The 22,839-nt window shown below is 44.3% G+C and carries 16 protein-coding genes; 5 read left to right on the top strand and 11 right to left on the bottom strand.

All coding sequences use genetic code 11. The features are described from left to right. Positions 1-29: 29 nt before the first annotated feature. From HMO_RS17520 to HMO_RS13970, 7 genes are all read right to left on the bottom strand, one after another. The gene (locus HMO_RS17520; RefSeq protein WP_010299978.1) at positions 30-4,955 is read right to left on the bottom strand and encodes an autotransporter domain-containing protein; all 4,926 of its coding nucleotides are present in this window, start codon (positions 4,953-4,955) and stop codon (positions 30-32) included. Positions 4,956-5,127: 172 nt separating this feature from the next. Then, a complete protein-coding gene (locus HMO_RS15520) occupies positions 5,128-8,940 on the bottom strand; it encodes an autotransporter-associated beta strand repeat-containing protein (protein WP_175282095.1) in 3,813 nt (1,270 codons plus the stop codon). A 519-nt stretch (positions 8,941-9,459) separates the two neighbouring features. Next, on the bottom strand, positions 9,460-9,897 hold the full coding sequence (locus tag HMO_RS0105925) for a hypothetical protein (protein WP_010299974.1): 438 nt from the start codon (positions 9,895-9,897) through the stop codon (positions 9,460-9,462). Between the two features lie 48 nt (positions 9,898-9,945). Continuing rightward, positions 9,946-10,455, bottom strand: coding sequence for a hypothetical protein (locus tag HMO_RS0105920; protein ID WP_010299971.1), 510 nt, complete (start codon positions 10,453-10,455; stop codon positions 9,946-9,948). A gap of 46 nt (positions 10,456-10,501) precedes the next feature. Further along, positions 10,502-13,885 carry an FAD-dependent oxidoreductase gene (locus HMO_RS0105915; RefSeq protein ID WP_010299967.1) on the bottom strand — a complete coding sequence of 1,128 codons (3,384 nt, stop codon included), beginning with the start codon at positions 13,883-13,885 and terminating at the stop codon, positions 10,502-10,504. 80 nt (positions 13,886-13,965) lie between these two features. After that, positions 13,966-14,124, bottom strand: a complete 159-nt coding sequence (locus HMO_RS17645) for a glutathionylspermidine synthase family protein (protein ID WP_083821266.1) — start codon at positions 14,122-14,124, stop codon at positions 13,966-13,968. A gap of 166 nt (positions 14,125-14,290) precedes the next feature. After that, on the bottom strand, positions 14,291-14,746 hold the full coding sequence (locus HMO_RS13970; protein WP_010299966.1) for an NUDIX domain-containing protein: 456 nt from the start codon (positions 14,744-14,746) through the stop codon (positions 14,291-14,293). An 81-nt stretch (positions 14,747-14,827) separates the two neighbouring features. Between HMO_RS13970 and folK the strand changes: the two genes are divergently transcribed. Then, the gene (gene folK, locus HMO_RS13965; RefSeq protein WP_010299964.1) at positions 14,828-15,295 is read left to right on the top strand and encodes a 2-amino-4-hydroxy-6-hydroxymethyldihydropteridine diphosphokinase; all 468 of its coding nucleotides are present in this window, start codon (positions 14,828-14,830) and stop codon (positions 15,293-15,295) included. Between the two features lie 109 nt (positions 15,296-15,404). On the opposite strand, the gene HMO_RS0105900 is transcribed toward folK, so the two are convergent. The 4 genes from HMO_RS0105900 to HMO_RS0105885 all read right to left on the bottom strand — a co-directional run bounded on the left by HMO_RS0105900 (position 15,405) and on the right by HMO_RS0105885 (position 20,067). Next, a complete protein-coding gene (locus tag HMO_RS0105900) occupies positions 15,405-17,354 on the bottom strand; it encodes an acetoacetate--CoA ligase (RefSeq protein WP_010299962.1) in 1,950 nt (649 codons plus the stop codon). A gap of 55 nt (positions 17,355-17,409) precedes the next feature. After that, entirely contained in the window at positions 17,410-18,045 is a 636-nt protein-coding gene (locus HMO_RS13960; protein WP_010299960.1) for a MarC family protein, read from the bottom strand. A gap of 9 nt (positions 18,046-18,054) precedes the next feature. Continuing rightward, positions 18,055-19,128, bottom strand: a complete 1,074-nt coding sequence (locus HMO_RS0105890) for a Glu/Leu/Phe/Val family dehydrogenase (protein ID WP_010299958.1) — start codon at positions 19,126-19,128, stop codon at positions 18,055-18,057. Between the two features lie 129 nt (positions 19,129-19,257). Beyond that, entirely contained in the window at positions 19,258-20,067 is an 810-nt protein-coding gene (locus HMO_RS0105885; protein WP_010299955.1) for a hypothetical protein, read from the bottom strand. Between the two features lie 76 nt (positions 20,068-20,143). Between HMO_RS0105885 and rsmG the strand changes: the two genes are divergently transcribed. The 4 genes from rsmG to aroQ are packed head-to-tail and all read left to right on the top strand — an operon-like array spanning position 20,144 to position 22,838. Then, complete coding sequence (rsmG, locus tag HMO_RS0105880; RefSeq protein ID WP_010299953.1) at positions 20,144-20,758, top strand: 16S rRNA (guanine(527)-N(7))-methyltransferase RsmG; 615 nt, start codon at positions 20,144-20,146, stop codon at positions 20,756-20,758. 5 nt (positions 20,759-20,763) lie between these two features. After that, entirely contained in the window at positions 20,764-21,558 is a 795-nt protein-coding gene (locus HMO_RS0105875; RefSeq protein WP_010299952.1) for a ParA family protein, read from the top strand. Beyond that, positions 21,527-22,402 (top strand): ParB/RepB/Spo0J family partition protein, encoded by an 876-nt coding sequence (locus HMO_RS0105870; protein WP_033444552.1) that lies wholly within the window; start codon positions 21,527-21,529, stop codon positions 22,400-22,402. Before HMO_RS0105875 ends, HMO_RS0105870 begins: the two co-directional genes overlap by 32 nt. Next, positions 22,395-22,838: a type II 3-dehydroquinate dehydratase gene (gene aroQ / locus HMO_RS0105865; RefSeq protein ID WP_010299946.1), complete on the top strand. Its 444-nt coding sequence runs from the start codon at positions 22,395-22,397 to the stop codon at positions 22,836-22,838. The genes HMO_RS0105870 and aroQ overlap by 8 nt, the downstream gene beginning before the upstream one ends. Position 22,839: the final 1 nt, after the last annotated feature.

Here is a 22,839-nt window from a genome sequence, read left to right as displayed (position 1 = left end):
TAGCTTTACTTAGCTTCTTTTCATATTGTTTAGAACCGATAATTTAACTCTAAGAGCAATCGATTTAAGCGTTCAGAAGAAGACCATTCATTATTATAGTTCAGGCTTAAGGACAGATCCTCAGTTAAGGCGGCAGCAATGCCGATACCGGTCTGTAAGATGCGTTGCTGCTTATCGTTAACTTTGACGGTAAACGTATCTTCATACTCATTCATGGATGCTATTACCCGTTGCGGATTGTCCAAGTGACGGCGATAAATATAGGCTACTCTTCCTTGCAGGTACACTGGTAGCTCGTCTCTCAGCAGGCTATGGGTAACTTGAACTCCGATCCGGCTCTGGGTAAAGCGGGTGCTGCGACCCACCACTTTCAAGGAAGGGTTGAGACCTTGACTGTTTTCGCGGTAACCGCGCTCTTTGAAAAACAGACCACTTAGTCCGCCATAACCGGTTACTGTCAGTGTGGAGGTCAGCTCCATATCATGGCCTACTTCCACGGCGCCGCTCACATGTTCGCCTTCATGGCGCTGCGTATTGGCATACACGGCTGAGCGAAGTTTGAGATGACGGGCGCCTTTAAAAGCGTGATGACCGTAAAACCCTGCGGCTTTTACATACCAGCTCGCTTGGGGACGCCACTGACCATACAGACCGCCGCTGTAGCTATTGATCCGGCCTTTGCCATAATTGCGTTGTAATCGGTATAAGCGTTTAGTATAGCTTAGAGAGCCGCCCACTAATAAATCCTCGGAAACTTTAGTGGTACTGCCCACAGTCGTTGTTGATAGCTTGCTTCTTACCCCGGGGGTTCCGATGGTGGGGCTGCCATCTTGGACGGCCCGGCGCTTGCTGTAAACGCCCGTCTGTTGTAGCCACAGCGTCGTGTTTCCATAAGATACACTCATATTTTGCGGTGCCTCTTGGCCTTGGGGCAGGAGATTATACTGACTGGCATAATTAGGCGAGCCTTTGCTGGCATATAAACTATTCAAGCTTTGACTCATGGGCATTGCTAAGCGCGAGACCATCTGAGAGATCTGCTTAACTGCGGTATTTTTCTTCTTGGTGTTGTGTAGACGCTTTAAGGTTTCTTCCATGGTAAAGGAAGAGAAAAGTTCATCAGCTTGCCCCATTTCTGACTTGCCAATCGTCGCCCCAACCAAGACATTGGCAGAGGGCTGCAGCTGATTTAAGGCTTCGTATAATTCATTGAGGGGTAAGGTGGCCAAAACATCCAGAAGTTGACCCAGCTGGGAGCCGGGAGGTGGATTATGGCTGATAATATAATCAGCGACGCCTCCAGGATTGCCCTCAGACACCACGTCGTTGAGCGTAAAGGTTTGAACAGCCGTTAATTGCACACTATTGGCTAGATAATTAAGGGTGTAGCCTAATAAGGCAGACGTCGAAGTGACGGTCGTGAACTGAGTAACGATAGGGTTGCCCGCCGTCAAAATGGTATAGGTCTTAGGAGTTCTGTAATCGCCGGGTTGGGGCAGAACGTTGAGCGTCCCGCCTAGGGTAGCGGTGCCGGTGACTTGGATCAAGTCGGATTGACTGGCATCATTAATCTCACAGTTATAAGTTCCGTTGGTATTATCAAAGTTTGCTAAAACCTGAACAGTACCAATGGAGTTACCCGGTTTGACAATTCCTGAATTGACAAGATTATTAACTGTGGCGTTGCCGGTGAAGCGGGCGACATTGGCCACAGTAACATTTGAGTTAGGCAGAGACCCGTTAACCTTCAGCTCGCCGGCGTTGGCCACCACGTCCCCAGAATATCCTGGATTGGCAGTAGTGATCTGCAAGGTGCCAGTACCATCTTTTGTTAAATCTCCGGTGCCGGTCAGAGTTCCAGTCAGCGTCGCAGTGTTACCATTCGTATCAATAATGCCATTAGCGGTCAGGGCCATGGGATTGGCGACATTGTTTAAATTACCGGCAATAATTAATTTGGTGCCGGCATTATTAAAGGTAAATGTTCCTGATCCCAGCGCCTGGTTGTTACCGATGGCCACCGTATCGAGATCAAGGATAACGCCATTGAAAGCGTTGGCACTGGCCAGGGTTAAGATACCGGTGCCGAGTTTTCTTAAAGTAGAAGTTCCAGTGATAGTTCCGCTTAAGGTTATATTATAGCCCTGAGTATCAAGATTGCTGTTGGCATTAACAGTAATAGCATTGGCAATAGCTCCACTCAAAGCTGAACCGATTTCTAAGGTCGTGCCCGTGCCAGTAAAGGTGACGGCGCCTGTCCCTAAACTCTGGTGATGATTAATAATGACGGTTCCGTTAGCAATGGTCGTCCCCCCACTGTAAGTGTTGGCTGCTGAAAGCGTTAATGAGCTTGCGCCCTGCTTGGTTAGGGACCCCGTCCCCGAGATGGTGCTCGTATAAGTTACCGCATCGGAACGATTAAAGATCAACGCCGCATTGTTATTAATGTTACCAGTAATACTGCCGACAGTGCTGCCATTACCAATCTGCAAGGCCCCGGCAGTAATGGTGGTGCCGCCACTATAAGTTTGAGTGGTATTGACAGTGAATTTTCCTGCCCCTTGTTTTTCCAGAGATCCACTACCAGAAATCACATTACTATAAACAAGGTCGTCAGAGCGATTAAAGATCAGCGCTGCATTGTTAGTAATGTTGCCAACCACACCCCCCGTCGTGCCTCCATTACCGATTTGTAGGGTCCCCGCTGTAACCGTGGTGCCGCCGGTATAAGTATTGGTGCCTGATAATATTGCCTTGCCGCTGCCTACCTTTGTCACCGAGCCTCCGACTCCTTGAATTACCCCTCCAAAATCGGCTGTGCTGGCAGCTGTGCCAATGCTCAGGCTTTTAGAGCCTATAATGACTTGACCTTGTGTACCATTCAAATCCCCTAGTGTTAGCGAAGCTGAAGGTATGGCACTCATATCAATACTAGAAGTGGCTGCAGCAAGATTAATACTGGAGGTTCCTGTGGTTCCCGAGCCACTTAAAGAGAGGGTCACAAATGCTCCAATCGACGTGGTACCGGAGTAAGTGTTAGCCCCTGTTACAGACAAAACACGTGTCGCCCCACCGCTATTGGTTAAAGCTAAAGTCGCTCCGCCGCCGGAAATAACACCGCTTAAAGTTGGTGTGTAGCTATTAATGTCAACAGTGCTGGTCTGGGTACTGGACAATACTATCGGGTTAGCAATCGTATAAGCGCCACCTAACAGCAGCGTACCGCCGGTGGTCGCTGTCCCCATTGTTATGGTGCTTGTGCTGCTCCCCAAGGCACTGGCATTATTCATCACTAATATGCCTTGCTGAATGTCTGGACCGCCGATATAAGTGTTAGCCGTATTAAGAATAACCCTATTGGTACCAGAGATAGATAACTTGGCTCCTAAAGACGAATTGTTGCCATTGTCATCGGCAATTGTTCCATTAAAAGTAATATTGCCTGCCGTGGTATCTAGGTTGACAGTTGTCGCACTCGAGGACGTTCCCATAACAAATAAATCTTGTCCGGCGCCCGTGCCATTACCACCACCGTTGCCAGCTCCCCCGACGGCAGTATTACCTGTGCTGCCGCCAAAGGACGCCGGACCTTTAATTGTTAAGGAGCTTCCATTGCGAGCGAACAAAGCGCCGCCAAAACCAGCGCCACCCCCTACACCTGAGGCGAATCCACCGCCAGCGCCGCCCCCATATCCACCTGCATAAGCACCTGCAAAAAGGTCGCCGCCCGCACTGCCTCCTCCAAAGCCTCCGATCCCATCTGAGCTACCGCCGCCAAAGCCGCCAGAACCTCCATAGCTACCGCCACCAAAGCCCCCGCTTGAGCCACCGTAACCACTCCCACTACCGCCGCCAAAGCCACCATTACCCGCTGGACCATAAAAACCACTCGCAGCGCCGCCACCGCCGCCGCCGCCTATGCCGCCATTACCTCCATTAATTCCGCTAGCATTGACTCCGCTAACACCACCACCACCGCCGGCGGCACTATTATTAACCGTAGCATTACCGCCGGCGCCTGTACTAGATGAAGCTGTACCCGCATTAGCCACCCCCCCAGCTCCGCCGCCGCCGCCTCTGGCACCTCCAGCGCCGCCACTGGTGCCACTTCCGCCACTACTAAAAGCAACCGTACTTAGGACTTGCCCCACACCTGTACCACCAAAGCCGCCACCGCCGCCGCCTGAGGCGTTGGCACCGGCGCCACAAGTACCCCCATTACCGCCAATACCGCCGCCGCCACCGTAAAGACTTCCCCCGGCACCATCGCCTCCTAATCCTCCTCCAGCACCACTGGCGCCGCCATTTCCACCCATACCCCCGCCACCAATATTATATGTTCCGGTACCTCCTTGAGCTCTGCAGTTATTAAAGGTCACATTGCTATAGGTCACGTTAGTATAACTATTCTGAAAGCCCGCACCACCCGCACCCATACCGCCGCCACCGCCATTTCCTCCCTTGGCCAATGCGTTCTGGATCGCCATATCATTAAAAGTCGCATTAAGCTGCTGAGTGTAGCCACTCGAGGGGAGATCGCTTTGGGAAGGTGAAGCCGGGACTGGGCTTAAGAAAAAGCCACGGTAAAGATTGTTACCATTGATAGTGACTCTACTGTTACCATTAAATGTCCAGGTCTTATTGATGGGAGTGGCTGTAGCGCTTGCCCCATCGTAATTTGAGATCATGGGCAAGTGGTTACCCAAGGTAATAGTCTGCGGGCTACCAAAGTTAAAATTGATGACTATATTAGTATTGCTGGAAGCGTTAGCCGTAAGAATGGCGCCTCGAAGATCAAAACCACTTCCAGCCGGACCAGCTGTGCCGATGGTGGGACTGGCCGGTGTATCAGTAGCTATCGTAACATTATATGTTTGGGTGGCCTGGCTTATCGAAAGACAGGTGGCCAAGCCAGTTGCAATCATCAGCCATATTTGTAGCTTAAGCTTTTTCATTTGCTAGACAGTATAATGCTTACATATAAGTCTAGGATAAATAAATATTTATTAAAAATTGACTAATTAGCAAAAATTAACATCTTTGCTTGCTAGGGAGACTCATTTGGGTGAGCAAAGATATTTAGAAGTTTAACAGCAACTGTTTTAATCTCCGAACTGATAATGCTGTTTAGAACCGATAATTGAACTCGAGAAGCAATCGATTTAAGCGCTCAGAAGAGGACCACTCATTATTATAGTTGAGGCTTAAGGACAGGTCCTCAGTTAAGGCGGCCGCAATACCAAGGCCGGTCTGTGATGCGGTGTTTTTCTTTTTAAGATTACGCAGGCGCTTTAAGGTCTCTTCCATGGTAAAGGAAGAAAAGAGTTCATCAGCTTGACCTAGTTCGTATTTACCAATTGTTGCTCCAATCAAGACATTGGCAGAGGGCTGCATCTGATTTAAGGCTTCATATAATTCATTGAGGGGTAAGGTGGCCAAAACTGCCAAGAGCTGCCCCAGCTGGGAGCCGGGCGGCGGATTATGGCGGATAATATAATCGGCCACCTCTCCGGCATTGCCTATTCCTATGACGTCGCTGAGCAGAGTAGCCTGGAAGGCTGTTAACTGGACACTATTGGCTAGATAGTTGAGGGTATAGCTTAATAAAGCTGAAGATGAGGTTACGGTCGTGAACTGAGTGACGATAGGATTGCCGGCCGTCAAGATGGTATAAGTCTTAGGCGTTCTGTAGTCACCCGGTTGGGAGAGAATATTCAACGTCCCGCCTAGGGTAGCGGTGCCGGTGACTTGGATCAGGTCGGACTGACTGGCATCATTAATCTCACAGTTATAAGTTCCATTGGTATTATCAAAGTTTGCTAAAACTTGAACAGTACCAATAGAGTTACCCGGTTTGACAATTCCTGAATTGACAAGGCTATTAATGGTGGCGTTGCCGGTGAAGCGTGCCACATTGGCCACAGTAATATTTGAGTTAGGCAGGGATCCGTTAACCTTCAACTCGCCAGCGTTGGCCACTACGTCTCCGGAATACCCCGGGTTGGCGGTGGTAATCTGTAACGTCCCGGGCCCATCCTTTGTCAGATCTCCGGTACCGGTCAGAGCTCCGGTCAACGTCGCAGTGTTACCATTCGTATCAATAATGCCATTGGCGGTCAGAGCTAAAGGATTGGCGACATTGTTTAAGTTGGAGGCAATAATTAATTTGGTACCGGCATTGTTAAAGGTAAATGTTCCGGATCCCAGTGCTTGATTGTCACCGATAGCCACTGTATCGAGATCAAGGATAACGCCATTAAAAGCGTTGGCACTGGCCAGGGTTAAGATACCGGTGCCAAGCTTTCTTAAGGTTGAGGTTCCGGTAAGGGTGCCGCTTAAAGTTACATCATATCCTTGGGTATCTAAGTTACTGTTGGCATTAACCGTAATAGCATTGGCAATTGGCCCACTCAAAGCCGTGCCAATTTCTAAAGTCGTGCCCGTGCCGGCAAAAGTAATCGCGCCAGTGCCTAAGCTTTGGTGATGCCTAATGCTGACGGTGCCATTGGTAATGGTGGTGCCCCCACTATAAGTGTTAGCTGCTGAAAGCGTTAGGGAGCTTGCGCCCTGCTTGGTCAGTGAACCTGTCCCTGTGAGGGTGCCCGCATAAGTTACCGCATCGGATCGATTAAAGATCAGCGCGCCATTGTTGGTAATATTGCCTGTAATACTCCCAATCGTACCGCCATTTCCAAGCTGTAAGGTTCCCGCTGTAATGGTTGTCCCACCTGTATAAGTATTGTTTCCCGTCAGAGTCAGGGTAGCTGTGCCCTGCTTATTCACCGTTCCTGTTCCTGAGATGATGGTGCTATAAGTTATCGCGTCAGAACGATTAAAGATCAACGAGCCATTGTTGGTAATATTTCCAGAAATGCTGCCAGTCGTGCCACCATTACCAATTTGCAGGACTCCTGCTGTAATGGTTGTACCACCACTATAAGTATGGGCGCCTGTAACAGTTAGAGTACCGGCGCCTTGCTTATCTAACGTCCCTGTTCCGGCAATGGTACCGGCATAGGTTACGGCATCGGAACGATTAAAGATCAGCGCGCCATTGTTGGTAATATTGCCTGTCATACTCCCAATTGTACCACCGTTTCCAACTTGTAAAGTTCCCGCTGTAATGGTCGTCCCACCGCTATGAGTATTAGTCCCCGTCAATGTTAATATGCCGGTACCTTGCTTGCTCAAAGCACCACTTCCTGAGAGATTGCCAGTATAGGTGGAGGCATTGGAGCGATTAAAGATTAGCGTTCCATTGTTGGTAATATCGCTGACCAGACTTCCAGTGGTACCATTGTTGCCAATTTGTAAGACTCCGGCTGTAATGGTGGTATTACCGGTATAAGTACTGTCACCCGTCAGAGTTAGAGTACCGGCGCCTTGCTTATCTAACGTCCCCGTTCCGGCAATGGTACCGGCATAGGTTACGGCATCGGAACGATTAAAGATCAGCGCGCCATTGTTGGTAATATTGCTTGTAATACTCCCAATTGTACCGCCGTTTCCAACTTGTAAAGTTCCCGCTGTAATGGTGGTTCCACCGATATAAGTGTTGGCCCCTGTGAGGGTCAGCGTGCTTGCCCCTTGCTTATCCAATGAACCACTTCCTGAGATAATGCCAGCAAAGGTTATCGCATCAGAGCGATTAAAGATTAAAGCAGCATTATTCGTAATGTTTCCAGAGAGACTTCCAGTTGTGCCACCGTTACCAATTTGCAGGGCTCCTGCTGTAATGGTTGTACCACCACTATAAGTATGGGCGCCTGTAACAATTAAAGTTCCAGCGCCTTGCTTAGTCACAGATCCCGTTCCTGATATAACTCCCCCATAGGTCGAATTGCTGCTGCCTAAGTTAAATAGCAGGGAGCTGTTATTAGTAACGTTGCTGGTAATGCTCCCTGTGGTTGTTCCATCGCCTATTTGTAAAGTTCCACTGCTAATGGTGGTCGTCCCCGAATAAGTATTTGTCCCCGTGAGTGTGAAGGTACCAGTGCCCGATACTATCAGAGGTCCTGTGCCAGTGATGTTTCCATTAAATGTAGATGGTGCACTAGAACTAATATTCGCAGTTAATTGATAACTGCCAATACTGATTTGGCTGTTAGCTACCCCATCAATTTGGGTATAAGTGGAATTATTGCTAAGTGTTACGGTGCCTCCACTTGTGGTTGGCTGAGTGATATTGAGTCTGTTAATATCTATTCTAGTAACATTGTTGCTTTGCCGAGCGACATAAAGACTGCCCGAGCTATCCATTGCTAGTCCCCAAGGGTTACTTATTCCCGCAAACGTCGATTGTGTATAGGTTCCGCCTCCGGCAGGAGTTAAGGCAAGTATGCTTGCAGTATTGCCTTGACTGAAGTAAACAATGCCGGCGCTATCAACGACAGCGCCGTATGGCGCATTGAGCCCCCCGCTATCAATCTGTGACTGGGAATAGCTGCCGGCATTATAGGTTTCTTTGAAAATTTTATTGCCATAAAAATCAGCTACATAAACATTATTCGAACTGTCGGCAGTAACCTCCATAGGGTTATTTAATCCGGCACTGGCAATAGTGGTGGTTCCATAGACCCCTCCACTTAAAACGCCTCTGATTACCCCTGCTCCGCTTCCATTTTTAGTAACATACACGGTACTACCTGTGCTATTACAAGCAACTCCATTAAGGCCGCCGATACCAGTAATAATATTTGACCGAGAATAAGTCCCGCCGCTGAGCGTTGCTTTAACAACATTCCCATTGCCGGAGTCAGTGATATAAAGATTCCCAGAGTTATCAACGGCAATGGATTTAGGATCATTAAAGCCGGTTAAAAGCGTTGACTGTGTATAAGTTGCGCCGCTGGGCGTTAACTTATACACATTATTATTAGCACGATCGGTAACATAGACGTTGCCCGATGTATCAACGGCAATCCCAGCAGCAAATGTCATACCACTCCCTAAGGAAGCCTGGGTATTCCATCTATTTAAAGTATTGGCGCTTGCTAATGATATTAGAGAACAGGAAAAACCCAAGCTCATTAGAAACATTCTATAAGAACTTTCAAGAAGAGGCTTTTGAGAAGGGTAACAAGAAGTCATGGTAGAGTTTCCTGTTCCAAAAATGGATGCATTTATACTAAAATTGTATATTAATTGTTATCTTTGTCTACTATTGCTGAATAGTTTAAAAAACAGTTAATTATTTGAAAGATTTAAAAAAACGAGGTGATTTAACTTTCTTTAGCAGCTAAATCTTATGAATATATGAGGTGGAAACGTTTGTTGAGAAGTGTTGTAGATATACTCAAGGACATCTTTAGGATAGGCAGGGCCTCGACATCTTGATCAGCGGTTTTAAGTGTGCATGAACGAGCTTTGCTTAGCCAGATAATCTTCAGCTATTTTTACCCCTGGGCTAATAAATTTAATAAAACTCCCAAGAGTTTCCGTTAATCATTAATCTTATGCCTACTTAACAATTTTCAAATTAGAATCACCGAGTTTAGGACTCCAAAGTGTAAGAATCTGAAGAATTTGAGGCGCATGGAAATCATTTAAAGTGAGCGGTGATAAAGGGCGAAATGGCTTATCTGGATTAGAAGAATGATAAGCAGGATTAGAATGAATAATGCTGATCACTTTTTGCTGCCTGTCCGTATCAGCAATGATAACGCCAAGGTAATCCTTAAGAGAATTCTTCTTTCGATACTTTTGGGACTCATAAATGTAGCCAGAAACTTCATCTGTCGGGATAAAGTCTTCAGGAAGAAGCGTTCCCGATGACCACTGCGAATTTAAACCCATGACTAAGCCGAGCGATAAAGTAAAATGGCTATCTTCATAATCCTTAAAGGTTTTAGGGGGGTAGCCGTTGCGGAAAATGATCCCAGTATGATGGGGAAGCATTAACTTAGTGCGATAGTCCTCTGGATCTTTGCTAAGAACTTCACAGACCTACAAGAGTTCAGTTTGGAGAGCGCCATAGTAAAACTCATAGAGCATAGGAATAAGCAAGGTATTAATTTGCGCTATGCCCGAAGATCTGCGATGTACATGAACCATTAATTGCTCCGGTTTATCGACATCGAGCAAAGCAATGTGGCGAATATGATCGATTAGATAACTCAGAATAAGTAAGCAGGCTTGATTAACTTTTTCCTCGCGGTACTCAGCAATCATGCTCTCTTTCAGCAAAAATTTATTGCTAGCATTTAAAACCGCTAAGATATGGCGATCGATAAGGGGCCGGTCAAGAAGAATATGAAAGCAGCTCCATTGCTGCTGCTCATTCAAGCAATCGGCTACCTGACCTCCTTCATTATTGCAAGCATCCGCATAGGTATGCAGCTGTTCTAAAGATAGGGTGGGAAGGTCTTGAGAGGGGTGGCATGGTTGAAGAAGAGTAATGTGACGCGTAAGAACAGGCTCATTGATAATACTAGAGTAAAATGTGCTCCCTTCCATCTTACAAAATCTAGATCAGTTATCAATGAAACATATCTTATTTTATTTAAATTTGTTTTAGCCACAAAGCTGTCATCTTTTCTTGAACACTATTTTGCTTTAAGCGCGTATTAAGATTTACAAAGTCCACCAGATCTAGGTCTTGGTCTTGATTGCGGCAGGAGTACACAATGGTTTCTTGGCCCGTCAGTGGATCAACGTGGCGCTGTAAGCACTGGGCACAAATTTCTTTCATCATGCATTGCATTGGCGAGTTTATACTCCCAATTGCCATATGATTGCTTTTGAGGAATGGCTGAAGCTGAGCATGACGGGCGGCTGCAACCGCTGCCATCATCCGGTCGGAGCCAATAGCTATAATTCGATCAACTTGGGACAAACTTATGGCTGCGTCTCCTAAATGGCCGAGGCCATAGTTTTCAATGGCTTGAACAATATTACCTGTAAAGCTTTTATCCTGAGGGCGGGTTGGCGCAAATCCAGGCGCCTCATCACAGCACCAAACAACCAGATCGGCTGCTTTTTCAATCTCGGCCACCTTATAACGATCTTCTATCTTTTTATAGCCGGCAAAGTATAAAACTTTACAGCCTTGAGCCTGCATAGCTTGGCCGATAGAAAAAAGAACAGCATTTCCAAGACCACCGCCTACGAGAAGTACTGTTTCATTTGCAGGAATATGCGTCGGCTCACCCGTTGGACCCATCAAGACTACGGGCTCTCCCAGTTGTAGACGTTGGCAAAGATCGGAGGACCCACCCATTTCTAATACAATTGTCGACAGTAAGCCTTTTTCTATATCTACCGCGGCCCCAGTTAGGGCTAATCCTTCCATAGCCAAACGGGTATTTTTAATGTAAGGAGCAAAGGACTCAAAATTCTGTAAACGATAAAATTGTCCAGGTCGGAAATTTTGAGCCTGCAGCGGGGCTTTTATGACAACTTCGACAATGGTGGGGGTGAGGCGATTGACCATCTCAACAGTGGCAGAAAGCGCTCGAGATAAGACTTCTGCTGGAGCAATGTCGGCGGGGGCCGCAGAACAACGCTGAAGTATTTTACTAATTACAGGATAGCCTTGCTTGGCGCTGGCCATGGCCTTGACAACGTTCCCCGCATAGGAAGGATGCATATCACCAAAAAATGACAGATATCGACCTGGTCGCATCTCCGACATGAGCACATGCGCCGCCTCAGGCTTGCAAAGGCGCTCAGGAGTAACAGGATGCCCATCTATATCAATGGCCTGAAAAGTTTTACCATCCAATTTAAAGCGACCGGGCTCATCGTAGGTTAAATTAATGTTGGGCTTCGTCCCCGCGGCAATTAAAATAGCTCTGGCGGGCAAAGTTTTTGGTTGGCCATTAATCGATAACTCGATAGAGATGGCAGTATTAGCTTGGTCAACATTAACGCCTAACGGTGTGGCATCCTCCAAGATCCGGATTCCTTCCTCTAAAGCTTTGGCCACTTCCTCATGGTTTAAGGTATAACTTGGCGCTTGTGTTAAAGCCCGGCGATAAGCTACCGTGACGCCCCCCCACTGTTGCACGAGTGGGGCAAAATTTGGTGTCTCTCCGGCAGCTTCTGCCCGAGTCCTTTCGGCGATAATTTGATCTCCATGACGCAAAAATTCTTGAACAATTTCCTGTTCCGCAGCGGGCCACTGGGCAAGCAACTCGCCTTCTGAAGACTGCTTGGCTAGTGCTTTAAACCGTTGAGTAAACTTCTCCACTTGAATGGGGTAATAAGCCATAATTTCTGTGGCTGTATCAATGGCCGTCAGACCACCGCCAATGATGACAGCAGGTAAGCGGATCTGAAGATTGGCAATTGAATCTGCTTTAGCAGCGCCCGTTAACTGCAAGGCCATTAAAAAGTCACTAGCTTGGCGCACGCCAGTAGCTAAACTATTACGCATGGGGATAAGAGTGGGGCTGCCTGCACCCATACATAAAGCGATATGATCAAACCCCATATCAAGGGCTTGATCAATGGTCAAGGTGCCGCCAAAGCGAATCCCCCCAAAAAGAGAGAACTGCTGTCGGCGTTCTAGAAGAAGGCGAATAATTTTTAAGAAATTCTTATCCCAGCGGACCGTTATTCCATATTCAGCCACCCCTCCAAACCCTCCGGTAATTCGACTGGAAAGTGGATCCATCACAGTGTCTATACTATAAATAGGCTGAGTTAATAGTTCAGTGGGCAAAGGCTCAATTTTAAGACCATCAATACCCACCACCTGATGGCCGTCATTCATTAAATGATGAGCCAGGGTAAAGCCAGCAGGCCCCATACCCACCACCAATATATTACGCTGGGTGGCTTCTCGAGGCAGAGGACGGTCAAAATTTAACGGGTTCCAACGGGTAAAGAGGCTATAAATTTCAAATCCCCACGGTAAATCAAGAACGTCGCGGAGAACTTGAGTCTCAACGGCCGGAATATTGACAGGGTCCTGTTTTTGATAAATACAAGACTTCATACAATCATTGCAGATGCGGTGGCCAGTGGCTGCTGCCATCGGATTATCAATGGTGACAATGGCAAGGGCTCCGATGGTATACCCTTGAGACTTAACCTCATTCATCTCAGAGATTTTTTCTTCTAACGGACAGCCATTTAATAAGGCGCCGAGAGGACTCTTCTGAAATTTTTCTAGACTGTTATTTTTAGGCTTTAACCCTTGTGAACATGAATCTTTACCTTGATGATGACACCAAATACAGTAATTGGCTTGATCTAAGGCTTGTAAGCGATCATAGCCAGAATCGGTTAAATTAAAGCCATCGCGTGGGCGATAATGGTCGGGATGCCCTATTAGGAAGCCGTTTTCTGCTCGCAAGTCAATCAAGCGAGCCCAATCCAATTTATGGGGAAGCTTAAATAATACATCGGCTTTGTGAGTTTGTTGCCCTTGAGGAGTGTGAACTGCCCAAGCACAATAACGAGCGGCTAAATCTAATTCGCCACTAAACCGGCTCTCCTCTTTCATCCACTGATGGATGGCGTCTGCTAAGCTTAATTGAGTTAAAGGTTGTCCCATTAGAGCGCTAAGATCTTCGCCAAGTTTTGCGCCTTCAAAGGTTGCTGCTTCTATCGGCGAATATTTACGGGCCGCAAGACGCTGGACAAACAGCCGTTTAACTGATGGCACAATAGCCAACTTATGGTGCTGTTGTTGACATTGACTGATTTCTTGCGAGATATTGAAAAGCTGTCCAATAAAATCTTCTAGATAAGGTGCAGTTTGGATAAGAAGCTCACTTCCACCCGTTCTGGCTGTGCGAGCTTGTACATAACTACGACATAGTTCAGGATCCGCTTGATTAAGGAAGTCCTGGAAAGCGAGATCTAATTTGATAAGGCCTTCTCTTCTATATAAGTCAGAAAAAGTTAAGCCAAAGGCAAGAGTAAGATTTGAAGTCATTGTCAATAATTATAATATCTGATAAGAATGTTGCTCTTAATGTAGCGTAATTAAGTTTTTTTTCAATAATGTCGGTAGCTTTATGAGAAGCAATGCGGTATAAAGCGTCTCTGATCCGTGAGAATAAATGACTCTTCTTCCCAGATGCCAATACCTGCTGCTTGACCATTAATGACCCAGCTGCCAATGGTCGGGTAATGGCCCTCAAATGATTTTAGTGTACTCCATTGCTGATAAATAAAATCTGCAAGATGATCTTACCCACAGCTGGCTATAATCGCTCTTATCTTAATAAAGAGGTCTCAATAAATTATTCTAGTCTGTAACTCCTAAGCCTTTTTTTGGATAAGATATAGAGAGTTTTTCTATTAGTCCTATCAAGTAAAATTAATTATGACATCCAATTTAACTGGCAGCATTTATATACTCTGCGTAATGCTGGCCTTTTGAATAAGCTTCTATGCCAAACTGGATATGGGGAATCATTTTATCTGGCATGTTATCGACTTTAAACCATGCCATCTTATCGTGTTTATTTGGTTCAACATTTACAGGATCTTGATCTAAGGCTTCTGCTTCAAAAAATAGGCACACATCTTGCCATATCTTTGTCGCATCAAAAAAGCTCTCGATGCGATTGTAAACTGTTAATACAAGCTTAGGCTTAATAATCATCCCTACTTCCTCGTGGGCTTCTCTAATTATTGTTTCTAATGGACTCTCATTTTTTTCAATTTTACCAGTCGGTAAGTGCCAATAGCCGCCATAAAACTTAGATGTTGGCGCCCGCCGCAACAATAAAATTTGATCTGAACGCTTGAGAATTAATTGAGGAAAGAGGGGTAAAGTGCTTTCAGACACGAACAAGCTTTTGCTTTTTAATTATTTAAGCTTTACTCTACAACTGAACAATAGGCTGTTCAAGACAATAAAGAGAAAAATATGCGTGTTTTTATAGCTTTAGGTAGCAATTTAGGAAACTGTCAACAAAATTTAAACCATGCAATTGCCGCCATTCATCAGTGTTATCCTGTTATCGCTCAGTCTTCTGTTGTTAAGACCAAAGCTCAATATATAGAGGACCAGCCTGATTTTTATAATCAAGTTATAGAAGTTCAAGGTCATGGTGATGCCTATGAGCTTTTAGAATTTCTGTCTGATTTAGAAGTTCGCTTGGGACGCAAGCGTACCATTAAATATGGGCCACGGATAATTGATCTGGATATCATCTTTTTTGATGAGGCCATTATTAATAGTGATAAATTGAAAATACCGCATCCTTTATATCATGAGCGTTTGTTTGTTTTGCGACCCCTCCTAGAAATTGCACCTGATTTAATTTGTCCTCAAACAAAAATGCCTATCCGTAACATGCTGGATGACCTGCAACGCATGGCTGCTTGCGTCTAAAGCTAACTTTTGAAAGTTAGCCTTTTATTTAAAGAAAGCGGGAACGTTATTTCAGGTGCAGTGTCGCCGCTTTCCTTTACCAAGTCTCAGGAAAAAACTGTAATGCGACTTAATCCGTTTGCAGGGCGGGGATATTCTGATACTCTGTTAGGACCTCTGGGTTAGCAATAGACTCCAAGTTTTTTATGGCTTCATTGTGAATGGTTTTCCTGACGGCAACCTCGACAATTTTTCCATTTCTTGTCCGCGGAATATCTGTGACTGGGATAATCTTGGCGGGCACATGGCGAGGAGTCGTATTAACCTTAATCTGTTGCTTAATTTTATTTGCTAAATTGTCATCAAGATTGATGTCCGGTTGCAATTTAACAAATAAAACAATCCTAATGTCCCCCTTCCAGTCCTGCCCTACTGCCAAACTTTCTAGAACCTCAGGGATTTGTTCGACTTGGCGATAAATTTCGGCTGTTCCTATTCTTATGCCGCCTGGGTTTAAAACAGAATCGGACCTTCCATAGATAATAATGCCATCATCTTTGGTAATTTCAACAAAGTCCCCGTGATGCCATACATTTTCATAAACGGAATAATATGCATCATGGTACTTTTTTCCATCTGAATCATTCCAAAAGCCTAGCGGACGAGATGGAAATGGTGCTGTACATACCAGTTCCCCCTTCTCTTGGATAACCGATTGCCCGGCGTCATTAAAGACTTCAACTTTCATGCCTAAACCTCGGCATTGAAGTTCGCCGCGTTTGACCGATCGTAAGGGATTTCCTAGGGCAAAACAGGAAAGAATATCAGTGCCGCCTGATATGGATGCCAAACAAATATCGGATTTGATTGAACTGTACACATAATCAAAGGTCTCTGCTAGTAATGGCGATCCAGTTGACATTATCATCCGTAAATTATCTAACTTATAATTAGTCTTCGTTTTTAATTTCAGCTTCGATAGGTTATCAAGATATTTTGCTGAGGTACCAAAATGAGTCATCTTCGTCTCTTCAGCAATTTTAAATAATTTTTTAGCCGACGGGAAAATAGGATTGCCATCGTATAGGATAAGAGTCGCTCCGCTTGCTAATCCTGATACGAGCCAGTTCCACATCATCCATCCGCAAGTGGTAAAATAAAATAGCCGATCATTGGCATGGATATCGCAGTGAAGTTGGTGCTCTTTTAAATGCTGGATTAAACTACCCCCTGCTCCATGAATAATGCATTTTGGAACACCAGTTGTTCCCGAGGAATACATAATAAATAATGGATGATTAAACGGTAAAGTTTCGAACTTAAGGGTGGTCTCGCCTCTTTGTTCAATGACTGTCTCAAAATTTGAATAAATCTCTGGTATCGGAAATGCCTGGGTATAAGGAATGACAACTACCTTTTCAATGGAAGTAATGGAGCTGCATATCTCAGAAATCTTAGAGATATTATCAAATGTTTTACCACCATAAAAATAGCCATCAACCGTGAATAAGATTTTTGGTTGAATTTGGCCAAACCTATCCGTTACTCCTTTTGCGCCAAAGTCAGGGGAGCAAGACGACCAGATTGCACCGATGCTTGCAGCAGCCAACATGACAATTATAGTTTCTGGGATATTGGGAAGATAGCCAGCTACTCGATCTTCCTTTTTAACTCCTGCCTCCTTTAAAAATGCTGCTGCCTTGGCGACAAGCAAATAGAGCTCAGCAAATGTTAGCTCTTTATAGTGTCCCTTTTCTGTGTAAGAAATGATCGCTGGAGTCTGGTCTCTTCTCCTTAAAAGGTTTTCTGCATAATTTAGAGAAGCGTTGGGAAAAAACGCTGCCTCTTTGACGTTTTGAGCGTTATGAATATACGGAGGAGTTCCTTTTGTTCCTATAATTTCGCAGAAATCCCACACCGAGTTCCAAAACTTCTCCATATTATTGATGGAATCGTTATACAGGTGCTCATAGGTGCTATAGCCCCCCTCATCCATAAACTTCTTCAGCAAAGATTTATAGTTATCTGCTGGGGTCCATAGGGTATGGTCAACGTATCCATTTTGCTTCTGTTTGTGCATACTAAACCTCGATTCTGGAGCAATGATTTAAGCGTAACCTGATTTCTAATAAAGGTTAAGAGGCCTTGCTTATCAGTTGATAAACACCATCAATAATATTTTGAATCGCAAGCGCTGTTAAAATGATACCAAAGACGCGCGTTAAAACGCTGATACCTGTTTTCCTGAGTACCTTCATGACAAATTCGGAAGATCGCATCACTAATAGGGTGATACCGACAACAATTAACATAGCGATAATTATATGAATTTGTTCCGAATACCCCCGCTCTTGAGCTTGACGCATCATAATTACAATGGATGTTAAGCTGCCGGGCCCTGACATTAACGGAATAGCGAGTGGGAAAACCGCTAATTCCATCACATTTGAACTAGGCTTTGATTCTTCTTCGGTGGGGCTTTGAATGCTGCTTGGCTTCGCCATAACCATGTCCAGTCCAGCTAAGGCTAAGATGACTCCCCCCGTGATTCTGAAGGCTGGCTCTGAGATGCCTAAGAAGTCCAGGATCATATCACCAATTAACGCAAATAAAGTGAGCAGGACAGCTGCAATAGCTGCAGCTTTGTTGGCTAAACGATTCCTAATACTCTTATCAAGGCCGAGCGTACTATCAATTAAAACACTTGTGACAGCAAACGGATTAATAATCACAAGCAATGTGATAAAAGTATTGATTGTTGTTTCGCTCACTTTATTCTCCTATGCACTAAGTTTATTTGAGCCCCATTTGTTTTCAATGTCCTGAAATCTTGATTCAGCTATAAGATCGCTTGCTCGGTTTGTTGATATATTTTTATCCTCGGCGTAACTAAGGATCTCATTTAGAGTATCATAGATTCCGTCAACCAGCTTTATTACCTTATCTTTGTTATAATTTGGTCCTTCAAAGGTAACATTAATTAAGCCTCCAGCATTTATTACATAATCCGGAGCGTATAAAATGGCTCTTTTCTTTAATTCATCACCATGTCTTGCTTCTGACAGTTGATTGTTGGCTGCTCCTGCAATAATTTTGCACTTTAATTTGTCGATGCTCGTATCATTAATTATTCCACCCAACGCGCATGGAGATAACACATCACACTCTTGATAAAGGATCTCCTCGGCTGCTACTGAAGTCACTTTATATTTATCCACTGCGTTTTTAACATTCTCTGAGTTAATATCAGCCACTGTCACCACGGCTTCATCTTTTACCAACCGCTCGACAACATAACTTCCTACATGACCTAAGCCTTGAACTGCTACTTTTACACCTCGTAAGCTATCGGTTTTTAATTTTCTTGCGACAGCTGCTTTTATGCCTACATAAACACCATAGGCAGTTATTATCGATGGATCCCCACTTCCGCCATCAGAATTTTCCAGGCCGACAACATGCCTAGTTTCAAGGCGAATATTTTCCATATCAGCCGGGCTTGTTCCTACGTCTTCAGCAGTTATATAAATTCCTCCCATCTTTTCTACAAAACGTCCAAAGGCACGCATTAGCTCTGGCGTTTTAATCTTTGAGGAATCTCCGATAATAACGGCTTTGCCTCCTCCTAATTGCAGATTAGCTAGAGCGGCTTTATATGTCATTCCCCGCGAAAGTCTTAAAGCATCTCTAATAGCATCTTCTTCAGAGGCGTAATTCCAAAAACGACATCCTCCTAAGGCTGGGCCGCGGTTAGTGTTATGGATGGCAATGATTGCCCTCAACCCTGTTTCTGCATCTGCGCAGAAACTAACTAATTCATGATTATCAAAAGATGTGTTGCTTAACAAAGCCATTCTAAACCTACTATGTCGTTATTGTTAACAATCTAACTTAAGGTTAGCTTAAGGTGAATTGTACTGCAATTATTTCTCGAATTTTATATAATCCTCTTTGATTTTTCTCCTTACGGGGCATACTGCCATCTAGAAGGCTCGTGCTATGCTTCCCAGTCCGCTCATCAGTGATGAGCTTGTCGATTGAGGCGTGCCCATGCCTGTAGCATAATTGGTTGCCGGCATCCCATAACCTTGCATGTTAGCCGGCATTTGTCCTGGATAAGTTCCTGGAGGCATGGTCCCGCCGCAGCTCATTTGCTTTGTTAGAACTTGATATTGTGGATTGCTTTCAATACTACTTACTAGGGCATTCCATTCATTTTGACATTCAAGGGCTGACTTTGTACAACTAAAATTCTTAGTAATGACGCCTTGTCCCCCCATTGCGAAATTTGAAAAGCTATTGCCTGAAGAGCCGCCTGAGCTATTTTTCATGCTGCCAAAGGCAGCTAGAGCCGCTGCTCCTAGGCCGGCAAGGGCAGCAGCACCTGTATCAACTCCTTGAGCAGAAGTTTGAGAGGCATTGCTAGCTTTTCCTTGCTGCTGCGCGTTTTGTACAGACTGGGCCTGTCCTGTGTTTTGAGCTGTTGCGGCATTGGTAGATAGGGTAGACTTTGATAACTGATTTGCATTTGACGGATTTAAGGTTCTTACTGAACTTTGAGCCCCATTTTGTAAACCTTGTTGCATGGTTGCAGAATTTGCAGTAAATTGCGATGACTGTTGTAACGTATTTGTTCCATATCTGGCCGCAAGGTTAGCCTGGCATGGACAATCAGTTGTGGGCTTGCCAAATTGTTGCCTTTTTATACCTGGCCATATACTCCAATCATAAGAGTGAGTATTGCTGAGCAGTATTAAGGGTATAATAAAATACAATTTTACACGGAATATCATGCTAAATTACTCTTCGGTCTGCATAATGTATTGTATGATGGAAGTGCTTAACAAATGATGAATATGGGAGTTTTTAATGAGCTCAAGGGTTGAGGATAAAATATTGAGCTATGTTTCACGTGAAACATATGAAAAATATAAACTTTATATGCAACTTATAGAAAATTGGAATCGTCAAACTTCTTTAATTCAAATCGATACCTTAGCAAATTTTATGGAAAGACATATTTTGGATTCTCTTCAACTATTAAGTATTATGGATATCTCAAAGAATACCATTGATATTGGAACAGGGGCTGGTTTCCCCGGTATGGTACTAGCAATTGCAGGGGTAAAAAAAATCACCCTATGTGATTCAAACAGACGCAAAACAGTTTTTCTTCACGAAATTCAGCGCGAGTTAAAAGTTGATGTTAATATTGTCTGTTCACGAGTTGAATCTTTATCCCCCTGTCATTTTGAACAAGTCATCACTCGAGCTTGTTCGGAATTATCTACTTTACTGGAACACACTCTCTATGTTTCACGTGAAACACTTGAAAAACCGATTTTAGTCGCTTTAAAAGGGAAAAGTTATCAGAGTGAAATTGAGACAGCACAGAAGAAATTTAATTTTAATTATGAAAAATTTAATAGTATGACCGATCGTAATAGTGTTATATTAAAGATAGGGGAAATTGTAAAGCTTTAGAAATAATGGCACACGTAATTGCAGTCTCAAACCAAAAAGGTGGAGTTGGTAAAACAACTACAACTATAAATTTAGCCACAGCTCTGGCTGCTGTTGGTAAAAGAGTTCTAATAGTAGATCTCGATCCACAAGCTAATGCGTCGACAGGTTTAGGCCTAAGTAAACAAAATCGGGTGATAAGCGTTTATGGATTAATGATCGGAGAGTATACTCTGGCACAAGCATTAATTAAGACGGCTATCCCTGGACTATCGATTATACCGTCATCTATTGATCTGTTGGGGGCTGAGGTAGAGCTGGTCGATATGCAGAGCAGAGAACGGCGGTTAAAGGATATATTGTCGCCCTATCAAGCCATGTTTGATTATATAATTATAGATTGCCCGCCTTCAATGGGCCTTCTTTCATTAAATTCATTGGTGGCAGCTGATTCAGTACTTATTCCTTTGCAATGCGAATATTATGCTTTAGAGGGATTAAGTTACCTTTTAGGATCTATTCAAAAAATTAAGAAGAATTTGAATCCAGTTTTAGATTTATTTGGTGTCATTTTGACAATGTTTGATAAGCGTAGCAGCCTGTGTCAGATGGTAGCAGAGGATGTACGAGATTATTTAGGAGAAAAGGTCTTTACGACGGTTATACCGCGGAATACTAAGGTTTCCGAAGCTCCTTCCCATGGTAAACCAGTGCTTTTGTATGATTTTAAATCTCCCGGTTCTCAGGCTTATATGGCATTAGCAAAAGAAATTTTGATGAGAGATAGACATGATGAAAACTTCAGAATTAAAGCGTCCTAATAGACCCAGCTTGGGCCGGGGCCTTTCAGCGCTTTTAGGGGATACCATAGATAATCCGGTTCAGCAAATTGAAGATTCAAATAATATTGATATCCATTTAATTAAGCCGGGTAAGTATCAGCCCCGCCGCCGATTTGATGATGAGCAACTCGCCTCTCTGATCGATTCTGTCAAAATGAAAGGTATTATTCAGCCGTTGGTTGTGCGACCTTTGGTGGTAGATGGAAGGCAAATATACGAGATCATAGCAGGTGAACGCCGTTGGCGGGCTGCGCGAACGCTAGGTCTAGAAAAAGTTCCTGTGGTGATTCGCGATTATAGTGATCGTGAAGCCCTTGAAACAGCTATTATTGAGAACATTCAGCGTGATGATTTAACGCCCATTGAAGAGGCAGAAGCATACCAACGTTTGATGAAAGAGTTTGACTATACTCAAGAAGAATTAGCCAGGTCCATCGGTAAAAGCAGAAGCCATGTGGCTAACATGTTACGGCTAATGAATTTGCCAGAAAATATTAAAGATTTAATAAATGAAGGTAAAATTAGCGCCGGCCATGCCAGAACACTCATTAAGTCGCCAAATATGGATGAAATGGTACAAAGCATTCTAACCGAGGGAATGAATGTCCGTGAAGCAGAAAAGCTGGCAAAACAGAAGAAAATGCAAGTTGAGCCCAGTGACCATGAAGTTCAATCTCAGCAGATTGAAGCACAGCTTGCACAATTGCTCGGGCTAAAATGTCAGTTAAAAATAAACCGTAGTGGTGGTACTTTGACGGTACATTTTAATTCTTATGAAGAAATAGATGATCTTATAACCAAGTTAAGGATGGCCAATGTTTAATGTTTGGGTTATTAACGGCCCAAATATTAATATGCTCGGTAAGAGACAGCCTCATATATACGGTGAGCAGACTCTTAAATGTTTGATGGCAGCCCTGCACGATAAAGCTCAAGATTTAAAACTGGCGGTCGATTGTCGTCAATCTAATCATGAAGGCCAACTAATTGATTGGCTGCAACAAGCGGCAGATCAGGCTCAGGCAGTAATTATTAATGCGGGCGGGCTAACCCACACTTCTATTTCATTGCATGACGCGTTAGAAAACTTGACACTACCAAAAGTTGAAGTCCATCTTTCAAACATATATGCCCGCGAAGAATTCCGCCAAAAATCCTTTATCAGTCCTGTGGTAAATGCAGTTATTGCAGGATGTGGTCAAAAAGGTTATATTTTGGCATTAGAATATATTCACACCCTAATTCAGGCACAAAAATAAA

Origin of the sequence: Candidatus Odyssella thessalonicensis L13, from assembly GCF_000190415.1 — a bacterium.
Lineage (GTDB): Bacteria > Pseudomonadota > Alphaproteobacteria > Paracaedibacterales > Paracaedibacteraceae > Paracaedibacter > Paracaedibacter thessalonicensis.
This window is presented reverse-complemented; position numbering and strand designations above follow the sequence as displayed.